The sequence below is a fragment of the Agromyces sp. NPDC029043 genome (genome assembly GCF_055564615.1).
The window spans coordinates 20922-43688 of the sequence record NZ_JBVHVX010000002.1; the positions used below are offsets into that span (position 1 = coordinate 20922).

Annotated in this window: 22 protein-coding genes; 13 read left to right on the forward strand and 9 right to left on the reverse strand. The window is 72.5% G+C overall.

The window, feature by feature from the left end:
* The first annotated feature begins 20 nt into the window (after window positions 1-20).
* The 3 genes from ACZ4TW_RS03750 to ACZ4TW_RS03760 all read left to right on the forward strand — a co-directional run bounded on the left by ACZ4TW_RS03750 (window position 21) and on the right by ACZ4TW_RS03760 (window position 1802).
* Window positions 21-632 (forward strand): TrmH family RNA methyltransferase, encoded by a 612-nt coding sequence (locus ACZ4TW_RS03750; RefSeq protein WP_465540890.1) that lies wholly within the window; start codon window positions 21-23, stop codon window positions 630-632.
* Between the two features lie 38 nt (window positions 633-670).
* Entirely contained in the window at window positions 671-1303 is a 633-nt protein-coding gene (locus tag ACZ4TW_RS03755) for a TetR/AcrR family transcriptional regulator (RefSeq protein WP_465540312.1), read from the forward strand.
* A 130-nt stretch (window positions 1304-1433) separates the two neighbouring features.
* A complete protein-coding gene (locus ACZ4TW_RS03760; RefSeq protein ID WP_465540314.1) occupies window positions 1434-1802 on the forward strand; it encodes a nuclear transport factor 2 family protein in 369 nt (122 codons plus the stop codon).
* Between the two features lie 13 nt (window positions 1803-1815).
* Here the strand turns inward: ACZ4TW_RS03760 and cls are convergent, their stop codons facing one another.
* From cls to ACZ4TW_RS03780, 4 genes are all read right to left on the reverse strand, one after another.
* Entirely contained in the window at window positions 1816-3291 is a 1476-nt protein-coding gene (gene cls, locus ACZ4TW_RS03765) for a cardiolipin synthase (RefSeq protein ID WP_465540316.1), read from the reverse strand.
* A gap of 135 nt (window positions 3292-3426) precedes the next feature.
* Window positions 3427-4854 carry an argininosuccinate synthase gene (gene argG, locus ACZ4TW_RS03770; RefSeq protein WP_465540317.1) on the reverse strand — a complete coding sequence of 476 codons (1428 nt, stop codon included), beginning with the start codon at window positions 4852-4854 and terminating at the stop codon, window positions 3427-3429.
* A 10-nt stretch (window positions 4855-4864) separates the two neighbouring features.
* The gene (locus tag ACZ4TW_RS03775; RefSeq protein ID WP_465540319.1) at window positions 4865-5119 is read right to left on the reverse strand and encodes a helix-turn-helix domain-containing protein; all 255 of its coding nucleotides are present in this window, start codon (window positions 5117-5119) and stop codon (window positions 4865-4867) included.
* On the reverse strand, window positions 5119-5616 hold the full coding sequence (locus ACZ4TW_RS03780) for a DUF2975 domain-containing protein (RefSeq protein WP_465540321.1): 498 nt from the start codon (window positions 5614-5616) through the stop codon (window positions 5119-5121). Before ACZ4TW_RS03780 ends, ACZ4TW_RS03775 begins: the two co-directional genes overlap by 1 nt.
* 97 nt (window positions 5617-5713) lie before the next feature.
* Here ACZ4TW_RS03780 and ACZ4TW_RS03785 point away from each other — a divergent pair, with 97 nt between their 5' ends.
* The 4 genes from ACZ4TW_RS03785 to ACZ4TW_RS03800 all read left to right on the forward strand — a co-directional run bounded on the left by ACZ4TW_RS03785 (window position 5714) and on the right by ACZ4TW_RS03800 (window position 9423).
* The gene (locus ACZ4TW_RS03785) at window positions 5714-6556 is read left to right on the forward strand and encodes an NAD(P)H-hydrate epimerase (RefSeq protein ID WP_465540322.1); all 843 of its coding nucleotides are present in this window, start codon (window positions 5714-5716) and stop codon (window positions 6554-6556) included.
* A gap of 42 nt (window positions 6557-6598) precedes the next feature.
* Window positions 6599-7138, forward strand: coding sequence for a DUF3151 family protein (locus ACZ4TW_RS03790; RefSeq protein ID WP_465540324.1), 540 nt, complete (start codon window positions 6599-6601; stop codon window positions 7136-7138).
* A 1-nt stretch (window position 7139) separates the two neighbouring features.
* A complete protein-coding gene (locus ACZ4TW_RS03795; protein ID WP_465540326.1) occupies window positions 7140-8426 on the forward strand; it encodes an adenylosuccinate synthase in 1287 nt (428 codons plus the stop codon).
* A 343-nt stretch (window positions 8427-8769) separates the two neighbouring features.
* Window positions 8770-9423 (forward strand): GNAT family N-acetyltransferase, encoded by a 654-nt coding sequence (locus tag ACZ4TW_RS03800; RefSeq protein WP_465540327.1) that lies wholly within the window; start codon window positions 8770-8772, stop codon window positions 9421-9423.
* 59 nt (window positions 9424-9482) lie between these two features.
* Here ACZ4TW_RS03800 and ACZ4TW_RS03805 read toward each other — a convergent pair whose 3' ends face one another.
* From ACZ4TW_RS03805 to ACZ4TW_RS03820, 4 genes are read right to left on the reverse strand one after another with little or no spacing between them, the layout of a single operon-like run.
* Entirely contained in the window at window positions 9483-10949 is a 1467-nt protein-coding gene (locus ACZ4TW_RS03805) for a sodium/solute symporter (protein ID WP_465540329.1), read from the reverse strand.
* Window positions 10946-11347 carry a hypothetical protein gene (locus ACZ4TW_RS03810; RefSeq protein WP_465540331.1) on the reverse strand — a complete coding sequence of 134 codons (402 nt, stop codon included), beginning with the start codon at window positions 11345-11347 and terminating at the stop codon, window positions 10946-10948. The genes ACZ4TW_RS03805 and ACZ4TW_RS03810 overlap by 4 nt, the downstream gene beginning before the upstream one ends.
* On the reverse strand, window positions 11344-12087 hold the full coding sequence (locus ACZ4TW_RS03815) for a LytR/AlgR family response regulator transcription factor (protein WP_465540333.1): 744 nt from the start codon (window positions 12085-12087) through the stop codon (window positions 11344-11346). Before ACZ4TW_RS03815 ends, ACZ4TW_RS03810 begins: the two co-directional genes overlap by 4 nt.
* Window positions 12084-13295: a sensor histidine kinase gene (locus ACZ4TW_RS03820; protein WP_465540335.1), complete on the reverse strand. Its 1212-nt coding sequence runs from the start codon at window positions 13293-13295 to the stop codon at window positions 12084-12086. Before ACZ4TW_RS03820 ends, ACZ4TW_RS03815 begins: the two co-directional genes overlap by 4 nt.
* Before the next feature lie 180 nt (window positions 13296-13475).
* Here ACZ4TW_RS03820 and ACZ4TW_RS03825 point away from each other — a divergent pair, with 180 nt between their 5' ends.
* Together ACZ4TW_RS03825 and ACZ4TW_RS03830 are read left to right on the forward strand one after the other, a co-directional pair.
* Window positions 13476-13853 carry a DUF485 domain-containing protein gene (locus ACZ4TW_RS03825; protein WP_465540337.1) on the forward strand — a complete coding sequence of 126 codons (378 nt, stop codon included), beginning with the start codon at window positions 13476-13478 and terminating at the stop codon, window positions 13851-13853.
* Window positions 13853-15469 (forward strand): solute symporter family protein, encoded by a 1617-nt coding sequence (locus tag ACZ4TW_RS03830; protein ID WP_465540339.1) that lies wholly within the window; start codon window positions 13853-13855, stop codon window positions 15467-15469. The genes ACZ4TW_RS03825 and ACZ4TW_RS03830 overlap by 1 nt, the downstream gene beginning before the upstream one ends.
* Before the next feature lie 179 nt (window positions 15470-15648).
* Here the strand turns inward: ACZ4TW_RS03830 and ACZ4TW_RS03835 are convergent, their stop codons facing one another.
* The gene (locus ACZ4TW_RS03835; RefSeq protein ID WP_465540341.1) at window positions 15649-17838 is read right to left on the reverse strand and encodes a CHAT domain-containing protein; all 2190 of its coding nucleotides are present in this window, start codon (window positions 17836-17838) and stop codon (window positions 15649-15651) included.
* Between the two features lie 237 nt (window positions 17839-18075).
* On the opposite strand from ACZ4TW_RS03835, the gene ACZ4TW_RS03840 reads away from it, so the two are divergent.
* The 4 genes from ACZ4TW_RS03840 to ACZ4TW_RS03855 all read left to right on the forward strand — a co-directional run bounded on the left by ACZ4TW_RS03840 (window position 18076) and on the right by ACZ4TW_RS03855 (window position 22751).
* Window positions 18076-19080, forward strand: coding sequence for a DMT family transporter (locus ACZ4TW_RS03840; RefSeq protein ID WP_465540343.1), 1005 nt, complete (start codon window positions 18076-18078; stop codon window positions 19078-19080).
* Window positions 19081-19210: 130 nt separating this feature from the next.
* Window positions 19211-19420: a heavy-metal-associated domain-containing protein gene (locus ACZ4TW_RS03845; RefSeq protein ID WP_465540345.1), complete on the forward strand. Its 210-nt coding sequence runs from the start codon at window positions 19211-19213 to the stop codon at window positions 19418-19420.
* 14 nt (window positions 19421-19434) lie between these two features.
* A complete protein-coding gene (locus ACZ4TW_RS03850; RefSeq protein WP_465540347.1) occupies window positions 19435-20442 on the forward strand; it encodes a heavy-metal-associated domain-containing protein in 1008 nt (335 codons plus the stop codon).
* The gene (locus ACZ4TW_RS03855) at window positions 20439-22751 is read left to right on the forward strand and encodes a heavy metal translocating P-type ATPase (RefSeq protein ID WP_465540349.1); all 2313 of its coding nucleotides are present in this window, start codon (window positions 20439-20441) and stop codon (window positions 22749-22751) included. Before ACZ4TW_RS03850 ends, ACZ4TW_RS03855 begins: the two co-directional genes overlap by 4 nt.
* The last annotated feature ends 16 nt before the right edge of the window (window positions 22752-22767 follow it).

Sequence of the window (22767 nt, forward strand, 5' to 3'; positions counted from 1 at the left end):
ACCCGCACGACGAGCCGTCGCTGCCGCAGCACGGCGTGGGTCCGTGGCCCGGAGGCCGCGACGCGTGGCCCGACGATCCCCGCTACGACCCCGAGCTGCTCGAGCACGGCGACCGACGCAACGTCGTCGACGCGTACCGCTACTGGCGCCTCGAGGCGATCGTCGCCGACCTCGACGAGCGGCGCCATCCGTTCCACGTCGCCATCGAGAACTGGCAGCACGACCTGAACATCGGCTCGATCGTGCGCACCGCGAACGCGTTCGCGGCCGCGACGGTGCACATCATCGGCCGGCGCCGCTGGAACCGCCGCGGCGCGATGGTCACCGACCGCTACCAGCACCTCATGCACCATCCGGATGTCGCCGACTTCGTCGCCTGGGCTCGCGAGCAGGGCCTGCCGATCGTCGCCGTCGACAACGTCGAGGGCTCGCGGCCTGTCGACCTCGTCGACCTGCCCGAGCGGTGCGTGCTGCTGTTCGGGCAGGAGGGGCCGGGCCTCAGCGACGACGCGCTCGCCGCGGCCGACTCGGTCGTCGAGATCACGCAGTACGGCTCGACGAGGTCGATCAACGCGAGCGCGGCGGCGGCCATCGTCATGCACGAGTGGGCCCGCCGTCACGCCCGGCGCTGAGACGGTTGGCCATTCGGCCAAGAGCGTACGATGAGCGGATGGCGACGCGACTCGATCCCGCGCGACGACGCGAGCAGATCATCGCGGCCACGCTGCGACTGGTCGCCCGAGACGGCTTCGCGGGCGTGACGCTGCGCGACGTCGCCGCCGAGGTCGGCGTCGTGCACGGTCTCATCCGCCACTACTTCGCGACCCGGGAGCAGCTCGTCGCCGCCGCCTTCGACGCGGCCGTGGAGGCCGAGTCCGTCGAGGACGAGGCGCTCGCCGAGGAGCTCGAGCCCCTCGCCGCGCTCGCCGACTGGCTCAGCACGACGCCGCGGGAGCACTACCTGGTGTGGATCGACGCGTGGAGCGAGGCGCCGCGCAATCCCGAGCTGCATGCCGCGCTCACGCGCCACCACCGAGACTCCGATCGCCGGTTCGCGCGCATCATCGAGCGGAACGTCGACGCCGGCCTGGCGTCGAGCGCCGATCCCGACGCCGACGCCCGCATGCTCACCGCCCTGCTCGACGGCGTGGCCGTGCAGCACCACTCGATCGGGCTCATCGACGAGGCCGAGGCCGACCGCATCGTCTTCGCCGCCGCCGAGGCGCGACTCGGGCTCCGGCCGGGCGCGCTCGCGCGCACGCGTCCGACGCCGACGCGCGGCCGATGGGCCGCGACGCACTGACGGCCGCGAGGACACGGGTCGGGCCAGACGAGCTCGACGCGACCGTCGGCCTCGGCGTCGCGATCCGCTCGATCTCCACGCGGCGCAACCGGCTCTAGGGTGTGCGGCGCCGGCCGGGTAGCGTGGCCGCATGACCGAGATCACCGACGATCTGCCCGCCCGCCTGCTGCACGAGGAGCACGCCGGCTGGCGCGCCATCCTGGCCGGCAACGGCGGGCCGCACTACGCCCGCGCCATGACGCGCGACGCGCTCATGATCGTCGAGGGGGCCGCGCTCGGCCGCGACGACGTCATGCGCGCCTTCGCGAGCACCCCGCCGTGGGACTCGTACGAGATCCACGAACCCGCGGTCGTCCGGCTCGGCGACCACGCCGGCATCCTCGCGTACCGGGCCGTCGCCCGCCGCGGCGACGAGGTCGCCAACCTCAGGATGTCGACCACCTACCTCTACGACGACGGCGCCTGGCACGTCGCCGCGCACCAGCAGACGCCGGCCTGACGCGCCCGGCGGCTCACTGCAGCGCCGAGGTGAGTCGCGCGATCCCGTCGAGGAACGTCGCCGACGCGGGCTCGCGCTCCCACTCCTCGAGCGTGAGCTCGCGCCCGAGCTCGCGGTACTTCGCCTCGACCTCGCGCATGGCGGCCACGAACGAGGGCCCGCGAACGAGGAGCGTCACCTCGAAGTTCAGCGCGAACGAGCGGATGTCCATGTTGCTCGATCCGATGACGGCGACGTCGTCGTCGATCGAGAGGTGCTTGGCGTGCAGGATGTACGGGCCCGGGTACAGGAAGATCCGCACGCCGGCCTGCAGGAGGGCGCGGTAGTAGGAGCGCTGGGCGTGCCAGACGCCGCCCTGGTCGCCGATCTCGGAGACGAACAGCTGCACGTCGAGCCCGCGCAGCTTGGCCGACGTGATCGCGTAGACCATGGCCTCGTCGGGCACGAAGTACGGGCTCGTGATGATCACGCGTTCCTGCGCCGAGTTCACGAGCGTGAGGAATTGCCTCAGGTTGTTCTCGCTCTCGAACGCGGGACCGCTCGGGACGACCTGGCAGTCGAGCGCATCGGGCGACGTGTCGACCGGGACGGCCGTCGCCGGCGTGTTCGCCTCCTCGCCGAGCACCTCGCCCGTCTCGGCGTACCAGTCCGAACGGAACACGGCGTTCAGCTCGGCGACCGCGGGACCGGTGACGCGGGCGACCAGCTCCTGCCACTTGAGGCCGCGCTTGAGGTTCTTCGGCAGGTCGTAGCTGCGGTCGATGAGGTTCTGCGACCCCATGTGGCCGATGAGGCCGTCGACCACGACGATCTTGCGGTGGTTGCGCAGGTCGGGTCGCTGCCACTGGCCCTTCAGCGGCCGCACGGGGAGCATGTACTGCCACTCCACCCCGATGCGGTCGAGCTCCGCGATCGTCGCCTGATGCGGGGGATACCTCCGGGAGGCGACGTGGTCCATGAGCAGGCGCACCTTCACCCCGCGCTGGACGGCGGCCTCCATGGCCTCGAAGACCCCGCGCGTCGTGTCGTCGAGCGTCACGATGAAGAACTCGATGTGCACGAAACGCGTCGCCGTCGCGACATCCGCCGCGATGGCGTCGATGGAGCCCTCGTAGTCGTCGATCAGCGTCGCCCGGTTGCCGGATGTCACGGGGAGCCCGGTGAGCCGCGTGTTCTGCTCGACCGCGGTGGCGAACCATGCCGGCCACGCGGGCCGGTCCGCGACCAGGTCGACGCCGCCTGCCCGCTCGGCGATCATGCGGTCGGCCTCTCGCTGTCGCGCCATCCGCTGCTTCGGCAGCCGGATGTTGCCGATGAGCAGGTACAGCAGGATGCCGACGAACGGGATGAGGAAGATCGCGAGCAGCCACGCCATCGCGGCGGTGGGCTTGCGATCGCGGGGGATCACGACGAGCGCGATGATGCGGATGATCCAGTCGACCAGCAGGGCGATGCCGCCGATCACCGCCGCCCACTCGCCGCCGCTCACGCGCGGGCTCCGGCCCGGGCGCACAGGTCCACGGTCATCGCACCCTCCCCGAAAGGTCAGCGTGCCGCCGCCCATGGGTCGGTGCGCGCGGCCGATGCCCGAGTATGGCATCGGCCGGCGTGCGCCGTCAGGACCTTAGTCGGTGCCGAGGTCGAACGCGGCCGCCTCGTTGGCCGCATCGGTCTCGACGTCGAGCTCGGTCGTGGCCTCGCCCGCGGCGATCTGCGCCGCCTGGCCGGCGGCGATCTCGCCCACGAGCTGCGCGGTCGCGCCGCCCACGATGCCGAGGTGCGCGTAGTGCTCGAGCCGCGCGCGCGAGTCGGCGATGTCGAGGTTGCGCATCGTGAGCTGGCCGATGCGGTCCTCCGGGCCGAAGGCCTGGTCGCCGACGCGCTCCATCGAGAGCTTGTCGGGGTGGTAGCTGAGCGCGGGGCCCTCGGTGTTCAGGATCGTGTAGTCGTCGCCGCGGCGCAGGCGAAGGGTGACCTCGCCCGTGACCGCCGAGCCGACCCAACGCTGAATGGACTCGCGCAGCATGAGCGACTGCGGGTCGAGCCAGCGCCCCTCGTACATGAGGCGGCCGAGTCGGCGGCCCTCCTGGTGGTAGTTCGCGATCGTGTCCTCGTTGTGGATCGCGTTGAGCAGGCGCTCGTACGCGATGTGCAGCAGCGCCATGCCGGGCGCCTCGTAGATGCCGCGCGACTTCGCCTCGATGATGCGGTTCTCGATCTGGTCGCTCATGCCGAGGCCGTGGCGCCCGCCGATGCGGTTCGCCTCGAGCACGAGCTCGACCGGGTCGTCGAACTCGACGCCGTTGAGCGCGACCGGGCGGCCCTCGACGTAGCGGACCGTGACCTCCTCGGCCTCGATCGCGACCGTCTCATCCCAGAAGCGCACGCCCATGATGGGCTCGACGATCGTGATGCCCGCATCGAGGTCTTCGAGCTTCTTCGCCTCGTGCGTGGCGCCCCAGATGTTGGCGTCGGTCGAATACGCCTTCTCGACCGAGGCGCGGTAGGGCAGGTCGCGCGCCTGCATCCACTCGCTCATCTCGGTGCGACCGCCGAGCTCGGTGACGAACGCGCTGTCGAGCCACGGCTTGTAGATGCGCAGGCGCGGGTTCGCGAGCAGGCCGTAGCGGTAGAACCGCTCGATGTCGTTGCCCTTGTATGTGGAGCCGTCGCCCCAGATGTCGACGCCGTCCTCCATCATGGCGCGCACGAGCAGCGTGCCCGTGACCGCGCGACCGAGCGGGGTCGTATTGAAGTACGTCTTGCCGCCGCTGCGGATGTGGAACGCGCCGCACTGCAGCGCGACGAGCCCCTCCTCGACGAGCGCGGTCTTCACGTCGACGAGGCGGCTGAGCTCGGCGCCGTACTCGAGCGCGCGGCCCGGCACGGCGTCGACGTCGGGCTCGTCGGGTTGGCCGAGGTCGGCCGTGTAGGTGCAGGGGACGGCGCCCTTCTCGCGCATCCACGCGACCGCCACGGAGGTGTCGAGCCCCCCGGAGAATGCGATGCCGACGCGTTCGCCGGCGGGCAGGGAGGTGAGGACCTTCGACATGGCCTCCAGCCTACGGGAGCCGCGGATCCCTCGTGTTCGGGTGCTCGTCGCCCTGCGGGGCGTCGTCGACCCACTCGAGCAGGTCGCCCGGCTGGCAGTCGAGCACGCGGCACATGGCGTCGAGCGTGCTGAACCGCACGGCCTTGGCGCGGCCGTTCTTGAGCACCGCGACGTTGGCCGGGGTGAGCCCGACGCGGTCGGCGAACTCGCCCACGCTCATCTTGCGCCGGGCGAGCTCGACGTCGATGCGCACGACGATCGGCATCAGATCACCTCTTCCAGGTCGCTGCGCATCGCGGCCGCCTGCCGCAGCAGCGCGCGCAGCACCACGACGACGAGCACGACCACGCCGCCGATCAGCACCAGGCCGACGAGCGGGATGCCGTTGCCGGGATCGCGGAGCTCGGGGGTCATCAGGAACACCGCCATGAGGAACGCCGAGACCGCGAACAGCATGAGCCAGGCCGCGACGATGGTCCACACCATGACGTCGACCCAGACGAAGGCCTTGTCGCTGAAGATGCGGTCGGCGCGGATCAGCGTGAGCAGACGCCAGATGCAGACGAGCACGACCTGCACGCACAGCACCTCGAGGATCGAGAAGACGAGGAGGATCCACGGGAGCGGCCCGAGCTGCGGCGCCTCGCGGGCCTGCTGCAGGAACTCGCCGGGCAGGCTCATGACCTGGGCGACGACGAGCCCGGCGAACACGAGCACGATGAGCACCCGCAACGGGACGATCACGCGGTTGAGTGAAGTCATGTCTCGAATGTCGCGCAATAAGTATCGAATGTCAATAGGTAGCTACCGTGATTCGGTGGATCTGGCAGGGGCGGATGCCGCGGCGTAGGCTCAGCGCGTGAGCACCGACGCACCCCGACTCACGCCGTCGCCCCGATCGGGCTACACGGCCGCGCAGGTGCGCGCCGCCGAGGCGCCGCTCCTCGCCGCGGGCGAGCCGCTCATGCGGCGGGCGGCGGCCGCGCTCGCCGACGAGGTCGCCCGGCTGGTCGGACTACCCGCTGCTCCCGTCGGTCGCGAGACCGCCCGGGCGGCCGGGCGCGCTCGCGACGAACGGGCGCGCTCCCGCGAACACGACCGGGCCGCTTCGGCGGATGGCCGGCCCCGCCGCCTCGTCGTCATCCTCGCGGGTTCCGGCGACAACGGCGGCGACGCGCTCTTCGCCGGTGCGCACCTGGCCGAGCTCGGCGCCGACGTGCGGATCGTGGCCGTCGGGTCGCGGCTGCACGAGACCGGCGCCGCCGCCGCGCGCCGGGCGGGCGCGACCGACGTCGACCCCGACGCCGACCCGGCCGGCTTCGACGCGACGATCGACGCGGCCGACGTGCTCGTCGACGGCATCCTGGGGATCGGCGCGGCCGCGAGCCCCGCGCTGCGCGGACGGGCGCGCGACCTCGTCGCGCGCGTGCTCGAGCGGCTGGCCGAACGCGGGCACGCCGCGAGGCCGGCCGGCACGCGGCATCCGCTCGTCGTCGCCGTCGACCTGCCGAGCGGCATCTCGCCCGACGACGGACGCGTGCCCGATCCCACGGTGCTGCCCGCCGACGTCACGGTGACGATGGGCGCCGTGAAGGCCGGCCTGCTGCTTCCTCCCGCCGCGCGACTCGCCGGCCGCGTCGTGCTCGTCGACCTCGGACTGGGGCCCGCGCTCGCAGGGGTCGAGCCCGCCGTCACCGTCTGAGCCGCGCCCGGGTCGCGCAGACCCCATGCGATACCGTTGAGTGTGACTCAGGACCAGACCCCGCACGGCGACGAGGCGGTGCTCGCCGACGAACCCGAGGTCCGGCAGGCGCTGACCGACGCCGACCGTGGGCGACTCGCGGGCGTCGTGGCCGAACATCCGTCGTCGCCGCTCGCCTGGGCCGAGCTGGCCGACCTCGCCGACTCCGAGGGGCGGGCTCTCGACGCGTTCGCCTACGCGGTCGTCGCCGTCGACCTCGCCCGCGAGCAGCTCGCGTCATCAGGATGGACGGCCGGCGCGCCGGTGCCCTGGTCGGAGGAGCCCAACCGCGCCTACCTGCGTGCGCTCGACGCTGAGCGGCGTGCCGCCGAACGGCTCGGCCTCCAGCGGCGCGCCGAACGCGCCGCCGCCGACCTCTCCGGCGCCGATCCCGAAGCGCCCGCGCGCATCGCCTCGGAGTTCACGCCCACGCAGCTCATGCCCGTCATCACGGTCCCCCTGCCGTCGGAGGAGTCGCCCGAGGCGACCGCCGGCGACCCGTCCGATGAATCCGCCGCGCCGGGTGCGGCACGAGAGGACTGACATGCCCGCGGTCGTACTGATCGGAGCGCAGTGGGGCGACGAGGGCAAGGGCAAGGCGACCGACCTGCTCTCCTCGCGCCTCGACTACGTCGTGAAGTTCAACGGCGGCAACAACGCCGGGCACACCGTCGTCGTAGGCGACGAGAAGTACGCCCTGCACCTGCTGCCGTCGGGCATCCTCACCCCCGGGGTCACGCCGGTGATCGCGAACGGCGTGGTCGTCGACATCGAGGTGCTGTTCGAGGAGATCGAGGGCCTCGAATCGCGCGGCGTCGACACGTCGAAGCTGCGCATCTCCGCCAACGCGCACGTCATCACGCAGTACCACCGCACGCTCGACAAGGTCACCGAGCGCTTCCTCGGCAAGCGCCAGATCGGCACGACCGGCCGCGGCATCGGCCCGACCTACGCCGACAAGATCAACCGCGTCGGCATACGCATGCAAGACCTGTTCGACGAGAACATCCTGCGCCAGAAGGTCGAGGGCGCGCTCGACCAGAAGAACCACCTGCTCGTCAAGGTGTACAACCGCCGCGCCATCGGCGTCGACGAGATCGTCGAGGAACTGCTCGCCTACACCGATCGGCTGCGCCCCATGGTGACCGACACGTCGCTGCTGCTGCACCGGGCGCTCGAAGCCGACCAGACCGTCCTGTTCGAGGGCGGCCAGGCGACCATGCTCGACGTCGACCACGGCACGTACCCGTTCGTCACGTCGTCGAACGCGACGAGCGGCGGCGCCGTGACCGGTTCGGGCATCGCGCCGAACCGCATCGACCGGGTCATCGGCATCGTCAAGGCGTACACGACCCGCGTCGGGTCGGGGCCGTTCCCCACCGAGCTGTTCGACCAGTGGGGCGAGTTCCTCGCCGAGCAGGGGCACGAGTACGGCACGACGACCGGCCGTCGCCGTCGCACCGGATGGTACGACGCCCCAATCGCGCGCTACACCGCGCGCATCAACGGCGTGACCGACTTCGTGCTCACCAAGCTCGACGTGCTCACCGGCGTCGACCGCATTCCCGTCGCGGTGGCGTACGACGTCGATGGCGTGATCATGGAGGAGGTTCCGGTCTCGCAGTCCGACTTCCACCACGCCAAGCCCGTGTACGAGGAGTTCCCCGGCTGGACCGAGGACATCTCGGGGGCTCGCGAGTTCTCCGACCTCCCGCCCAACGCGCAGAGCTACGTGCGCGAGCTCGAGGCGATGTCGGGCGCCCGCTTCTCGGCGATCGGGGTCGGTCCCGGCCGTGACGAGATCGTGCAGCTGCACGACCTGCTCGACTGAGCCTCGCTCGCTCACTCGCTCGCTCGCTCGCTCACTCACTCGCTCGCTCGCTCGCTCGCGAGTTCCGGGTTTCCGCGGGTGCACCCGCACGAACTCGGGAATGAGTGGGGTGGGTGGCGTGGCGCGCCGGGCGTGACCTCGCGAGTTCCGGGTTTCTGCGGGTGCACCCGCACGAACTCGGGAATGATTGGGGTGGGTGGCGTGGCGCGCCGGGCGCGACCTCGCGAGTTCCGGGTTTCCGCGGGTGCACCCGCACGAACTCGGGAATGGACGAGGGCGGATGTCGCGCGGTCGCGATGCACAGGCAGCGCTCGGGCGCCGCTCGCGTGGGAGACTCGGGGGCATGCCCGCACGCCGTCCCGAGCCCGCGCCGCTCGTCGGCCGCTTCGTCACGCTCACCCCGATGACCGGCGACGACGTGCCGGCGCTGGAGCGTGCCATCCGCCGCCCTGAGGTGTTCGCGGGCGGGTACGGCGGTGGTCCGTCGGGGCTTCCGGCCGACGGCGAGGCCTTCGCCGACTTCGCGCGCGCGTCGTACACGCCCGCGGCGGACGGCCTGCCGTATGCCGTCCGCCTCCGCGGCGGGCCCGACGACGGCACCGTCGTCGGCGCCATTAAGCTCGGCGACCTCGACCTGCAGAACGAATCGGCCCATCTCGGCTGGACCGCGTACGACCCGCGCGTGTGGGGCACGGCCGTGAACCCCGAGACGAAGCTGCTGGTGCTCGGGCTCGCCTTCGACCACGGCTTCGGCCGAGTGAAGCTGCAGGCCGACGCGGTGAACGAGCGGTCGCGCGCGGCGATCGAGCGACTCGGCGCGCGCTTCGAGGGCGTGCTCCGCCGCGTGCAGCGCCGCCCCGACGCGTCGTGGCGCGACACCGCCGTCTACTCGATCCTCGCCGAGGAGTGGCCGGCGGTGCGAGCCGGCCTCGAGGCGCGCCTCGCCGAGCGCGACGGGCGACCCGTGCGACTCGCCGAGCGCGTGCCGGCCGAGTAGCGGCATCCGCTCACTCCCGCCTCGAGCGCTCGCCGCGGCGTGGTCGCTCGCAGCGCAGCTCAGGCGCCGTCGCGCTCCGGGAGGTGCAGGCGGGCGAGGAAGGCGTCGGTGCCGCGCGGCACGCGGCGCCGGTCGGCGCGCGAGACGAGCACGGTCACGAGCACCGCGATCGGCACCGTCCATGCGGCGGGCTGCTCGACGAGCGGGCGGATGGCGGGCGCCGATGCTGCGACGAGCGCCCCGCCGAGGATCGCCGCCCCCGAGAGCAGCGCGCCCGTCGCCATGCCCGCGATCGCGCCGCGCGCCGTGAGCCCGCGCCACCAGATGCCGAGGATGAGCACCGGGCACAGCGTCGACGCGGTGAAGGCGAACACGAGGCCGACGCTGCCCGCGAGTCCGGCCGGCTCGGTCGCGAGGGCGACGACGAGCGGAACGGCGGTCGACGCGAACGCCGCGATGCGGAAGCCGCGCACGCTGCCGCCGAGGAGGTCCTGCGAGATGACGCCCGCGACCGAGACCACGAGGCCCGACGACGTCGAGAGGAACGCCGCAAAGGCCCCGCCGATCACGAGCGCCGTGAGCAGGTCGCCCGCGACGCCGGGCACGAGCCGGTCGGGCAGCACGAGCACGAGCGCGTCGGCGTCGCCGGGGGTCGCGAGGTCGGGCGCGAACGAGCGGCCGAGCAGCCCGAACAGGGTCGGGAAGAGGTAGAACGCCGACAGCAGCACGAGCACGATGAGCGTCGTGCGGCGCGCGGCCGGGCCATCCGGGTTGGTGTAGAACCGCACGAGCACGTGCGGCAGGCCGAGCGTGCCGAGCAGCAGCGCGACCATGAGCGAGACCGTGCGGTACACCTCGAGCGAGCCCGGGCCCGCCCCGGCGGGGAACGCGGCGGTCGGCGTGAGCTCGGGCTCCACGGCGCCCGTCACCATCAGCAGCGCGACCACCGGGATCGCGAGCGCCGCGAGCTTCAGCCAGAACTGGAACGCCTGCACGAACGTGATCGAGCGCATCCCGCCGGCGGCGACCACGACCGCGACGAGCAGGGCGACCGCGACCGACCCGGCCCAGCTCGGCAGGCCGGTCGTGATGCGCACCGTGAGGGCGGCGCCCTGCAGCTGCGGCACGATGTAGAGCCATCCGATCACGACGACCAGCACGCTCGTGACGCTTCGCACGGCGGACGACTCGAGCCGCGCCTCGGTGAAGTCGGGGATCGTGTAGGCGCCAGAGCGGCGCAGCGGCGCCGCGACGAAGAGCAGCAGCATGAGGTACCCCGCGGTGTAGCCGATCGGGAACCACAGCGCCGACGCCCCCGTGAGCAGGATCAGGCCCGCGATGCCGAGGAACGACGCCGCCGAGAGGTACTCGCCGCCGATCGCCGACGCGTTCCACCACGGCCGCACGGTGCGGGAGGCGACGTAGAAGTCGCTCGTCGTGCGCGAGATCCGCAGGCCGTAGACGCCGATGAGCACGGATGCCACGGCGACCGTCGCGATCGCGGCGTACCCGATCGCGGGGTTCACGGCTCCTCCGCGAGCGCGCGGTAGCGCGCCTCGTTCCGGGTCGCGGCGCGGACGTAGAGCGCGGCGACGGTGATCGCGAGCGGGTACACGCCGAGCCCCAGCAGCAGCCAGGACACGGGCACGCCCGCGACGAACGTCTCGTCGAGCGCGGGCAGCACCGCCACGGCGATCGCGTAGGCGGCCGTCGCCACGACGAACGCGACCGCGCACACGATCGCGAGCCGGAGTTGCGAGCGGATGAGCGACCGCACGTAGACGGCCTCGACGTCGCTGGTCGGGCCGGGGCGGCCGGTGGCGCCGCGTCGGCGCGCGGTCGAACGGCGGGCGGATGCCGCGACGGCGCCCGTGCGCGGCGCAGTCACCCGCACGCGCTCCCGCGGAGGCTCCTCCTCGCTCACGGGCGCGCCCGCGGGGTCGCCGCCTCGAGGCGTTCCCGGAGGCCGGGCAGCAGACGTCGGCTCACGGGCAGCTCGGCCTGCCCGACGACGACGGTCGGCCGCTCGCCCCCGAGTCGCACGCGCTGCACGTGGGGGAGCGCGACGAGGTACGAGCGGTGCACGCGGACGAAGCCGGCGTCGGCCCACTGCCGTTCGAGGTCGGACATGGGCACGCGCACGAGGTAGCTCGCCTCGTCGGTGTGCAGCCGCGCGTAGTCGCCCTGGGCCTGCACGTAGCGCACGTCGTCGCGCCGGATCATGCGGGTCGTGCCGCCGAGCGTCACGGCGATCATCTCGGGACGCGAGGCCGCCGCATCCGCCGCCCCCGGCTGGGCCTGCCGCATCGCCTCGACGATGCGCGTGACCGATCGCTGCAACCGCTCGGTGCGCACGGGCTTCAGCAGGTAGTCGACGGCCGCGAGGTCGAAGGCTTCGAGCGCGCCCTCCTCGTCTGCCGTGACGAACACGAACGCCGGCTTGTGCTCGAAGCGCTGCAGCGCCCGGGCCAGGTCGAAGCCCGACAGGCCGGGCATGTGGATGTCGAGGAACGCGGCGTCGACGGGTTCGCGGGTGAGGATGCGGATCGCCTCGGATCCCGAGTTCGCGCGGTGGATGGTGCCGATCCGCGGGTCCTGACCGAGCAGGAACGCCAGCTCGTCCACGGCGGGCTGCTCGTCGTCGGCGATGAGGACCGAGATCACGGCACCAGTCTCCCATCGGCGCCGTCGACGGATGCCGCGGAGCGGCCGGGCTGCGACTTCGGCACTCGCATCCGCACGAGCGTGCCCGCGCCGAGGTTCGTCTCGACGACGAGCCCGTGCTCGTCGCCGTAGACCTGCCGGAGTCGCGCGTCGACGTTGCGCAGGCCGACGTGCTCGCCCGGCCGCCCGCCCGCGAGCACGTCCGCGAGCCGCTCGGGATCGATGCCGACGCCGTCGTCCTCGACGGTGATCTCGGCGAACGCGCCCGAGTCCTCGGCGGTGATCGTGATCCGGCCGCCGCGCTCCTTCGCCTCCAGGCCGTGCCGGACCGCGTTCTCGACGAGCGGCTGGATCGAGAGGAACGGGATCACCGTCGAGAGCACTTCGGGCGCGACCTGCAGCGTGACCGTCAGCCGGTCGCCGAACCGGGCGCGCTCGAGCTTCAGGTACGAGTCGATCGAGCGCAGCTCCTCGGCGACGGTCGTGAAGTCGCCGTGCCGCCGGAACGAGTACCGGGTGAAGTCGGCGAACTCGAGCACCAGTTCGCGCGCCTTCGCCGGGTCGGTGTTGATGAACGACGCGATCGCGTTGAGCGAGTTGTAGATGAAGTGCGGACTGATCTGCGCCCGCAGCGCGCGCACCTCGAGCTCGGCGAGTGCGGCCCGGGAGGCGTCGAGCTCGCCGAGCTCGACCTGCGCCGCCACCCACTCGGCGACCTCGCCCGTGGCACGCACCAGGCCCGCGCGCACGCGCGGCGCGAACGCGACGACGGCCCCGACGACCTCGTCGCCCGCGCGGATCGGCGCGGCCGCGGCATCCGTCTCGCCCGAGGGCGCGGGCACCCGACGCTCGACCTGCGCGCGGCCCGACCCGACCGCCTCGTCGGCCAGCCGCTCGGCCGCCGGGGTGAGCGTCTCGTCGCCGTCGACCGCGACCGGTCCGCCCGCGATGACGAGCGCGAGCGTGTCGGCGCCGAGCAGCGCCCGGAGCTGCTTCGCGGCCTTCGCGGCATCCGTCTCGGTCATGTCGCCGCGCAGGTGCTTGGCCGCGCGCGAGGCGAGATGCAGGGTCTGGTACGTCGCCTGCTCGGCGTCGGTGCCGAGCTCGCGCGAGGCCACCACGAGCCGGCGCAGCAGCACGACCACGCCCACCGCCAGCGCGCCGGCAACCACGCCGGCGGCGGCGACGAGCAGCATCGACTCGGGCATGCACGTACTGTATCCGTCGTTCGTCGTCGCCCCTCCGCCGTTCGGCGCACCATCCGCGCCGTTCACCGACGACGAGCGGTCGGCGTCCCCGGCGCGACATCCGCTTCGCCAGCATGGACGAATCGCGACCGCAGCGACGCGGGCCTCGGCCCCGCCGCATCCCCTCGAAGGAGAGACGCCATGGGCAACGAGGCCCTGAGCGCGGATGTCGACCTGAGCCACGTCGACTATCCCGCAGTGCAGCAATCGCACGAGTTTCAAGAGCTCCGCCGGACGCACCGGAGCTTCGTCTTCCCCGTGCTCGGCGCGTGCCTGGCCTGGTACCTGGCCTACGTGCTGCTCGCGGTCTACGCGGTCGACTTCATGTCGACGCGCGTGTTCGGCAGCATCAACGTGGCCATGCTGCTCGGCCTCGCGCAGGTCGTCACGACCTTCGCCGTGACCATGTGGTACGTCCACTTCGCGAACAAGAACCTCGACCCGAAGGCCGAGCGCATCCGCGACGAGATCGAGACCGGCGTCTTCCTCGACGAGTCCGACGAGGGGGTGGCGCGCTGATGTTCCGATTCGAAGCGGCGGCCTCCACCTCGCCCGGCGAGCCGTGGCTCAACATCGCCATCTTCGGCGCCTTCGTCGCCGTCACGATGGTCATCGTGTTCCGCGCCAGCCGGAACAACAAGACCGCGGCCGACTACTACGCGGCCGGGCGCTCCTTCACGGGCGGCCAGAACGGCTCGGCCATCGCCGGCGACTACCTCTCGGCGGCGTCGTTCCTCGGCATCGTCGGCGCCATCGCGATGACCGGCTACGACGGGTTCCTCTACTCGATCGGGTTCCTCGTCGCGTGGCTCGTCGCCCTGCTGCTCGTCGCCGAGCTGCTGCGCAACACGGGCAAGTTCACGATGGCCGACGTGCTGTCGTTCCGCCTGAAGCAGCGCCCGGTCCGCATCGCCGCGGCCACCACCACGCTCGTGGTCTGCTTCTTCTACCTGCTCGCGCAGATGGCCGGCGCCGGCGGCCTCGTCTCGCTGCTGCTCGGCATCGGCGACCAGGTCGGGCAGGCCGTCGTCATCACCGTGGTCGGCGCGCTCATGATCCTCTACGTGCTCGTCGGCGGCATGAAGGGCACGACCTGGGTGCAGATCATCAAGGCGGTCCTGCTCATCGCGGGCGCCGGCATCATGACGGTCTGGGTGCTCGCCCTGCACGGCTTCGACTTCTCGGCGCTGCTCGACCGCGCCGTCGAGGTCGCGGAGAACCCGGCGATCCTCGACCCCGGCCTGAAGTACGGCGTCTCCGAGATCGCGAAGATCGACTTCGTCTCGCTCGGCCTGGCCCTCGTGCTCGGCACCGCGGCCCTGCCGCACGTGCTGATGCGCTTCTACACGGTGCCCACGGCCAAGGAGGCCCGCAAGTCGGTCGTCTGGGCGATCTGGCTGATCGGCATCTTCTACGTCTTCACGCTCGTGCTCGGCTACGGCGCGGCGGCCCTCGTGGGCCCCGAGATCATCGCCGCGGCTCCCGGCGGCCCGAACTCGGCGGCGCCGCTGCTCGCGTTCGCACTCGGCGGACCGCTGCTGCTCGGCGTGATCTCGGCGGTCGCGTTCGCGACGATCCTCGCGGTCGTCGCCGGCCTCACGATCACCGCGGCCGCGTCGTTCGCGCACGACATCTACGCGTCGGTCGTGAAGAAGGGCAAGCCCGAGCCGGGCGCCGAGGTGAAGGTGGCCCGTCGCACGGTCGTGATCATCGGCATCGTCGCGATCATCGGCGGCATCGGCGCCAACGGCCAGAACATCGCGTTCCTCGTGGCGCTGGCGTTCGCGGTGGCGGCCTCGGCGAACCTGCCCACGATCGTGTACTCGCTGTTCTGGAAGGGCTTCACCACGCGCGGCGCCCTGTGGAGCATGTACGGCGGCCTGATCTCGGCGATCGTGCTCATCGCGCTCTCGCCGGTGGTCTCGGGATCCGAGACGTCGATGCTCAAGACCGAGGCGATCGACTTCGCGATCTTCCCGCTGTCGAACCCGGGCATCGTCTCGATCCCGCTGGCCTTCCTCCTCGGCTGGATCGTGAGCGTGCTCGACGCGCGTCGCGAGGACCCGCTCAAGCAGTCCGAGATGGAGGTGCGCTCGCTCACGGGCCTCGGAGCCGAGAAGGCGGTGCAGCACTAGGAGCTCCGGCGGCCGCCCGGAACGGGGAGCCGGGCGGCCGCCGGGAACGACTGCGACGGGGTGGGAACGCCTGCCCTGACCTCGTCGCCGGCACGACGGGGGCGGATGCCACGGACTCGGGTCCGGGCATCCGCCCCCGTTGCGCTGCCCGGTGGCCGGCAGACCGCCTACGACTGCGTTCAGCCGGTTGGCGCGTCCGTCCTCGAGAGAGTGACCGTGAAGGCGCCGGTGTTGTCCGCCCGGTCGGTGTCGTTCACGCTGAGCACGAGCGACCCCATCCGGCCAATCGCGGCGTAGCAGTCGATGGACGAGTCGGTGCCGAGCCGAACGAACGGCGGCAGGCCGTCGATCGCGGCGACGAGGGCGCCGTGCTCCGCCCAGTCGAGACCGACCAGGTTCTGGCTCGGATCGTTGCCCTGCTCGTCGTACAGCTCCCTGCCGTCGGCGTCGACGGTCGTCGACTCCGTGTCCGCGCCCCAGGAGATGACACCCGTCGCCCACACGTGGTAGGCGGCGCCCGGGAGGCAGGTGATGCCGGTCGGGATCCATTCGGGGGTGTCGCCCGGCACCTCGATCGTGAGGGGGGTGAGCGGGTCGAGGGTGATCGTCGGATCGACCGTGATGTCCGATACCTGCACGTCGAAGCCCCCGGTGTTCCCAGCCGGGTCGGCGACGTTGACGCCGAGCTGGAGCTCGCCGTCTGCGGAGCACTCCATCGCCAGCCTCGATCCCACGACGAACGGCATGCCGCCCTCGCCGATACGCCCGATGAGCCCGGCGGTGGGCGCCTGCGGCTGCGGGTTGATCGCCGAGAAGCCAGGGCTGCCGTCGGGCGGGACGGCGAGGCCGTCGAAGCTCTCCACGAGGACCTCTCCGGAGGCGGTGAGCAGGAGCCGCTGTCCGACGGCGCAGTCGAGGCCGGTCGGCGTCCACACGGTGTCGCCGGCCACGCCGAAGCTGGCGGGGAGCGTGATCGCCGTCTCACCGCCGCCCTCCGCGCCTTCTCCGTCACCCGACGTCGCGGCGATCACGGCGACGGTGCCGCCGATCCCGGCGAGCGCGGCGCCGACCGCCACGGCGGCCAGCACGCCGACCCGGCGGCGGCGGTCCGGTGGGCCGCCGTGCGTCACGGATGCCGCGGATGGCACGTCGTCGGCGGCCGGCGCGGTCGGCGAACGCAACGGCGGCGTCGGGACCGGTGGCGGCGGCGCACTCGGAGTGGCCGCCTCGACCTGCGCCGGCTCGCGCGCCGCCGTTCCGGGCGACGCCGGCAGGACGAACAGCCGGGTCTCGTCGCCGCGCAGGCACAGCACCGGGGTCACCCACTCGAGCGTGTCCCGCCCGAGGCCGAGGATGGCGATGCGTCCGCTGACGACCGCCTCGTCGATGCGGCGGCCGTACGCGAGGGACGTGTAGAAGCCCTGCGAGAACGCGAGCGCGGCCGGGTCGCTGATCGTGAACTGCATCGCGGCCACGGCGTTGATGCCGCTGTTGACGAGGGCGGCGGCCGTGCCGGAGTAGAGGTCGCCCGCGCCCGCGGTGGCCGACATGCAGGAGTTGATCACGACCAGCCGGGGCGTCGGCTCGGCCTGGTCCAGCAGGTCGGCGAGCGCCGACGCGTCGACCTGGTCGGCCCTCCCGTCGGGACCGACGAACGCGAGCACCCCCTCGTCGGATGTCGCGTCATATGACCCGTGCCCGATGAAATGCAGCACGTGCCACTGCGCCGAGAGCAGCTTCGCGTGCACGTTGGGCCAAGTCACCTCCTCGAGCCACTCGAGGAGGATCCGACCCTCGTCGATGTGCGGCCGGAGCGCCGTCTCGAGGCGCGTACGCTCGGCCCTCGCATCGATCGGGGACAGGTCGGACGGCGCCGCGACCATCGCGAGGACCCGAAGCGGCGGGTCGAGGTTCAGCGGCTCCATGACGTCGGTCGTCGGGATCTGGCGGATGAGCGGGTCCTTGCGGCAGACGTACACGCCCGCCTCGGGATCGAAGAGGGCTTCCCATGGCAGTGCGGCGAGGACCGGCGCGACGAGCCGGAGTCGGACCTGCAGGCTGCCGCCGCGCTCCCGGGCGACCGCGCGACTCGTGCGGTACTCCTCCTCGACCTCGCCGGTGAAGACGGCGGAGAACAGTTCGGTCCCCACGCGCTGGAGTTCGGTCTCGCCCGCCGTCAGCAGGCGCCGGGACGGCACCGCCGAGGCGAGCACCGTCGAGTCCAGCTGCGGCAGCTGCGCGATGATGGCTTCGGCGTCGAGCCGGAACGACGCCGCCGCGGCCGCGGGTCCGGCCGAGCGCAGGACACGGACGTCCCAGGTGCCCGGCTCCCGGCCGGGACCTATTTCCAGCTCGATGTTCGCGCCCATGAGCGGCTCCCGGCGGTTCCGGGGCTCGGCCCGGGACCCATTCGACAGCAGGTTACCCCCGAGCGTGCCGGCGCGGCATCAGGCGCTCGCGAGGAGGACGAGCCGCCGCGTCGCCCGGTTATGGCGACGTGGCGGTCGATCGCGACCCGGGCACCCGGCTGCCAACGTTCGGCGGGTTCCGGACATCGCGGCCCGGAGCCCTCGTGCGCGTCCGCGACGTGGACGTACCGTGGGTCGGTGACCACCCGCACCGCGTCCGAGAACACCGCGCCGCAGGCCGCCGCCGGGGCATCCGTCGACCGCACTGCCCAGTCGCGCCGCCGCGGCGGCGTGCGCACCTGGGTGCAGTTCCTGTCCGCCGGGCTGGTCTGGGGCGCGAGCTTCCTGTTCATGGCGGTCGCGCTCACCGGGCTGTCGTTCACGCAAGTGGCGTGGGCAAGAGTCGTGCTCGGCGCGATCACGCTCGGCGTCGTCGTGCTCGTCGCGCGCCCGCGGGTCGACGGCGGCACGGTGCTGCCGCGTGAGCCGGTCGTCTGGCTGCACTTCCTGGTGATCGGCATCACGGGCTGCGTCATCCCGTTCCTGCTCTTCACGTGGGCGCAGCAGACGGTGACCTCGAGCCTCGCGTCGATCCTCAATGCCACGACGCCGATCATGACCGCCATCATCGCGACGCTCGCCTTCCGGGTCGAGAAGCTCGACACGTCGCGCTGGCTCGGCGTGCTGGTCGGCATCGTCGGCGTCGTGGTCATCATCGCGCCGTGGCAGGCCGAGTTCGGCGGCACCCTCGCGGGCCAGCTCGCGATCCTCGGCGCGACCGCGTGCTACGGCCTGATGTTCGGGTACACGCGGAAGTTCCTGAGCGGTCGGCCGATCGCGGCGACGACGTTCGCCTTCCTGCAGGTCGGCATGGGCGGCGCCGTCATGCTGCTGCTCACGCCGCTGCTCGCGATCGGGCCGGTGCGGCTGGATGTCGCGGTCGTCGTGTGCCTCGCCATCCTCGGCATCGCCGGAACGGGGCTCGCCTACATCTGGAACATCGGCGTGATCCGCGATTGGGGCCCGACCAACGCGTCGACGGTCACGTACGTGACGCCGGTCGTCGGCGTGGTGCTGGGCGTCGCCATCCTGGGCGAGCCGCTCACCTGGAATGAGCCGCTCGGGGCGCTCGTCGTGATGGCGGGGATCCTGCTCGCGCAGGGGCGGGTGCGGATCCCGCGGCGTGCCGTTGAGCGCGCCTGACCGCGTCAGCCGGCTTCGGAGCATTGGTACTCGGATCCTTGCGGAATACCCCACCCGGGTATATGGTTCAGAACAATGATACCCCAGTGGGGTATCATCGAACCGATCCAGATCCAGACGGGAGTCCACGATGAGCGAGCGCGAGTACCAGGTGACCGGCATGACGTGCGGTCACTGCGAGATGTCGGTGCGCGAAGAGGTCGAGCAGCTCCCCGGCGTCACCGGCATCCGGGTGTCCGCCGCCGCCGGTCGCCTCTCGATCACCGCCCCCGCCGACCTCGACGACGCCGGCGTCATCGCCGCCGTCGAGGAGGCCGGCTACGCGGCCGTGCGCGTCTGACCCCTCGGTCCGACATGCGCACGGCAGCCAGGCTGGGGCTGTTCGCGGCGAGTGCGGCGGCCGTGTTCGCCGCCGCGCTCGTCACGGCCCCGCTCATCATCCCGGCCGACGCCTCGGCCGCGTGGACCTCGAACGAGGAGGATCCGATGGACACCGCAGCATCCGGGCACGGCGGACACGCCGGCGCCGCATCATCCGCTTCACCGACCGCTGCCGACGACGTTCGAGGGCTCTCGGTCTCGCACCGCGGGTACGCCCTCACCGGGCTGACCGCCCCGGCGACCGCGGGCGAAGCGGGCTCGATCGCCTTCACGCTCGTCGGCGCCGACGGCGAGCCGGTCACCGAGTACGAGGTGGCCCACGACAAGCAGCTGCACCTCATCGTGGTGCGCTCCGACGGCGCGCACTTCCGGCACGTCCATCCCGAGACCGACGGCCGCGGCACATGGACGATCCCGTTCACGTTCGGGGCCGCGGGCACCTACCGGGTGTTCGCCGACTTCGTGCCGACCGCGCACGGCGAGACCGTGACGCTCACGAGCACGGTCGACGTCGCCGGCGACTTCGCGCCCGAGCCCCGCACGACCGAGATCGTCGCCACGACGGTCGAGGGCGTGACGGTCGAGGTCGAGGGCGGCCTCGTGGCCGGCGCCGAGAGCGACCTCACGTTCACCGTGACGCGCGACGGCGAGCCCGTCACCACGCTCGAGCCATACCTCGGCGCGTACGGGCACCTCGTCGCCCTCCGCCAGGGCGACCTCGCGTACCTGCACGTGCACCCCATGGGCGAGCCCGGCGACGGCGTCACCGAGGCCGGGCCCGAGATCTCGTTCATGGCGACCGCGCCCACCGGGGGTCGCTACCTGCTCTACCTCGACCTGAAGCTCGACGGCGTCGTTCGATCCGTGCCGTTCGTCGTCACGGCGACGGCCGGGGCGGCGGATGGCGCGAGCGCCGGGTCGCACGACGACGACGCCGCGCACGGCGCGGCCGAGGGCGCGCACGGCGAGGACCACTCATGACGACCGACATCGCGACCTCCGGCGCCGCAGCCGACGGGCGCATCGTCGAGCTCGAGATCGGGGGCATGACCTGCGCGTCGTGCGCCATGCGCATCGAGAAGAAGCTGAACCGGCTCGACGGCGTGACCGCGGCGGTGAACTACGCGACCGAGCGGGCGCGCGTGGCCGCGCCCGCGCGCCTCGACGCGGCAGAGCTCATCGCGGCGGTCGAGGCCGCCGGGTACCGCGCCGAGGTGCCGGTCCCGCCGCGGGTCGCCCCGCCGGGCGACGGTGCCGGGACTGCAGCGACGGGCACGCCCGCCGAGTCGCGCGCCGACGCCGAGCTCCGCTCGCTGCGCACGCGCCTCATCGCCTCGGTCGTGCTCGCGGTGCCCGTGATCCTGCTCGCCATGATCCCCGCGCTGCAGTTCACGTACTGGCAGTGGGCCTCGCTCGCGCTCGCCGCCCCCGTGGTCACGTGGGCGGCCTGGCCGTTCCACCGCGCCGCGCTCGTGAACCTGCGCCACGGCGCCGCCACGATGGACACGCTCATCTCGCTCGGCGTGACGGCCGCGTTCGCGTGGTCGCTGTACGCGCTGTTCCTCGGCGCGGGCGGCGAGCCGGGCATGGTCCACGGCTTCGAGCTCACGGTGGCGCCGAGCGACGGCGCCGCGAACCTCTACCTCGAGGTCGCCGCGGGCGTGACGATGTTCGTGCTGCTCGGCCGCTACCTCGAGAAGCGCTCGAAGCGCGCGGCGGGTGCCGCGCTGCGGGCGCTGCTCGAGCTCGGCGCGAAGGAGGTCGCGGTGCTCCGCGACGGCGTCGAGACCCGTCTCCCGGTCGAGCAGCTCGCCGTCGGCGACGCGTTCGTCGTGCGCCCCGGCGAGAAGATCGCGACCGACGGCGTCGTGGTCGACGGCCGCAGCGCGGTCGACGCCTCGCTCGTGACGGGGGAGTCGGTGCCCGTCGAGGTGGCGGCCGGCGACCCGGTGATCGGCGCGACCGTCAACGCCGGGGGACGCCTCGTGGTCCGTGCGACCCGCGTCGGCGCCGACACGCAGCTCGCGCAGATGGCGCGCCTCGTCGAGGAGGCCCAGGCCGGCAAGGCCGAGGTGCAGCGACTCGCCGACCGGGTCGCGGGCGTGTTCGTGCCGGTGGTCATCCTCATCGCGGTCGCCACGCTCGGCATGTGGCTCGGCGGCGGCTTCCCGCCCGCGGCGGCGTTCACCGCCGCGGTCGCGGTGCTCATCATCGCGTGCCCGTGCGCGCTCGGCCTGGCCACGCCGACGGCGCTGCTCGTCGGCACCGGTCGAGGCGCGCAGCTCGGCGTGCTCATCAAGGGACCTGAGGTGCTCGAGTCCACCCGCCGCGTCGACACGATCGTGCTCGACAAGACCGGCACCGTGACGAGCGGGCGGATGTCGCTCGCCGGAGTCCACCCTGCCGACGGCGTCGACGAGGCCGAACTGCTCCGGCTCGCGGGCGCGCTCGAGCACGCCTCCGAGCACCCGGTCGCGAGGGCGATCGCGGATGGCGCGACAGCGCGCGTCGGCGACCTGCCGGCGCCCGAGTCGTTCGAGAACCGCCCCGGGCTCGGCGTGCACGGCGTCGTCGACGGGCACCTCGTGCTCGTGGGCCGGCCCGCGCTGCTCGCCGAATGGGCGATCCAGCCCGACGCGCGAGTCGCGGCATCCGTCGCCGCAGCCGAGGCCGAGGGTCGCACGGCGGTCGTCGTCGCGTGGGACGGCGCCGTGCGCGGCGCCCTCACCGTCGCCGACGCCGTGAAGCCCACCAGCGCCGACGCGGTCGCCCGCCTGCGCGGCCTCGGCCTCGAGCCGATCCTGCTCACGGGCGACAACGAGACGGTTGCGCGGCAGGTGGCGGCCGAGGTCGGCATCGGCCGCGTCATCGCCGAGGTGCTGCCGGCCGACAAGGCCGCCGTGGTCGCGCGCCTCCAGGGCGAGGGCCGCTCGGTCGCGATGGTCGGCGACGGCGTGAACGACGCGGCGGCGCTCGCGCAGGCCGACCTCGGCATCGCGATGGGCACCGGCAGCGATGTCGCGATCGAGGCCGCCGACCTCACGCTCGTGCGCGGCGACCTGCTCGCGGCCGTCGACGCGATCCGGTTGTCGCGGCGCACGCTCCGTGTCATCCGGGGAAACCTGTTCTGGGCGTTCGCGTACAACGTCGCGGCGATCCCGCTCGCCGCGCTCGGCCTGCTGAACCCGATGCTGGCGGGCGCGGCTATGGCGTTCTCGAGCGTGTTCGTCGTCGGCAACAGCCTCCGGCTGCGCGCGTTCCGGTCGGCGGTCGGGAGCGGTGGGGCCTGACTGGCCGTAGGGTCGA

Excerpts from the sequence above, each read along its gene's own strand:
- ACZ4TW_RS03755 (WP_465540312.1), top strand. The coding sequence starts at position 671 with ATGGCGACGCGACTCGATCCCGCGCGACGACGCGAGCAGATCATCGCG.
- ACZ4TW_RS03760 (WP_465540314.1), top strand. The coding sequence starts at position 1,434 with ATGACCGAGATCACCGACGATCTGCCCGCCCGCCTGCTGCACGAGGAG.
- argG (WP_465540317.1), bottom strand. The coding sequence starts at position 4,854 with ATGTCGAAGGTCCTCACCTCCCTGCCCGCCGGCGAACGCGTCGGCATC.
- ACZ4TW_RS03775 (WP_465540319.1), bottom strand. The coding sequence starts at position 5,119 with ATGCCGATCGTCGTGCGCATCGACGTCGAGCTCGCCCGGCGCAAGATG.
- ACZ4TW_RS03780 (WP_465540321.1), bottom strand. The coding sequence starts at position 5,616 with ATGACTTCACTCAACCGCGTGATCGTCCCGTTGCGGGTGCTCATCGTG.
- ACZ4TW_RS03795 (WP_465540326.1), top strand. The coding sequence starts at position 7,140 with ATGCCCGCGGTCGTACTGATCGGAGCGCAGTGGGGCGACGAGGGCAAG.
- ACZ4TW_RS03800 (WP_465540327.1), top strand. The coding sequence starts at position 8,770 with ATGCCCGCACGCCGTCCCGAGCCCGCGCCGCTCGTCGGCCGCTTCGTC.
- ACZ4TW_RS03820 (WP_465540335.1), bottom strand. The coding sequence starts at position 13,295 with ATGCCCGAGTCGATGCTGCTCGTCGCCGCCGCCGGCGTGGTTGCCGGC.
- ACZ4TW_RS03825 (WP_465540337.1), top strand. The coding sequence starts at position 13,476 with ATGGGCAACGAGGCCCTGAGCGCGGATGTCGACCTGAGCCACGTCGAC.
- ACZ4TW_RS03830 (WP_465540339.1), top strand. The coding sequence starts at position 13,853 with ATGTTCCGATTCGAAGCGGCGGCCTCCACCTCGCCCGGCGAGCCGTGG.
- ACZ4TW_RS03835 (WP_465540341.1), bottom strand. The coding sequence starts at position 17,838 with ATGGGCGCGAACATCGAGCTGGAAATAGGTCCCGGCCGGGAGCCGGGC.
- ACZ4TW_RS03845 (WP_465540345.1), top strand. The coding sequence starts at position 19,211 with ATGAGCGAGCGCGAGTACCAGGTGACCGGCATGACGTGCGGTCACTGC.
- ACZ4TW_RS03850 (WP_465540347.1), top strand. The coding sequence starts at position 19,435 with ATGCGCACGGCAGCCAGGCTGGGGCTGTTCGCGGCGAGTGCGGCGGCC.
- ACZ4TW_RS03855 (WP_465540349.1), top strand. The coding sequence starts at position 20,439 with ATGACGACCGACATCGCGACCTCCGGCGCCGCAGCCGACGGGCGCATC.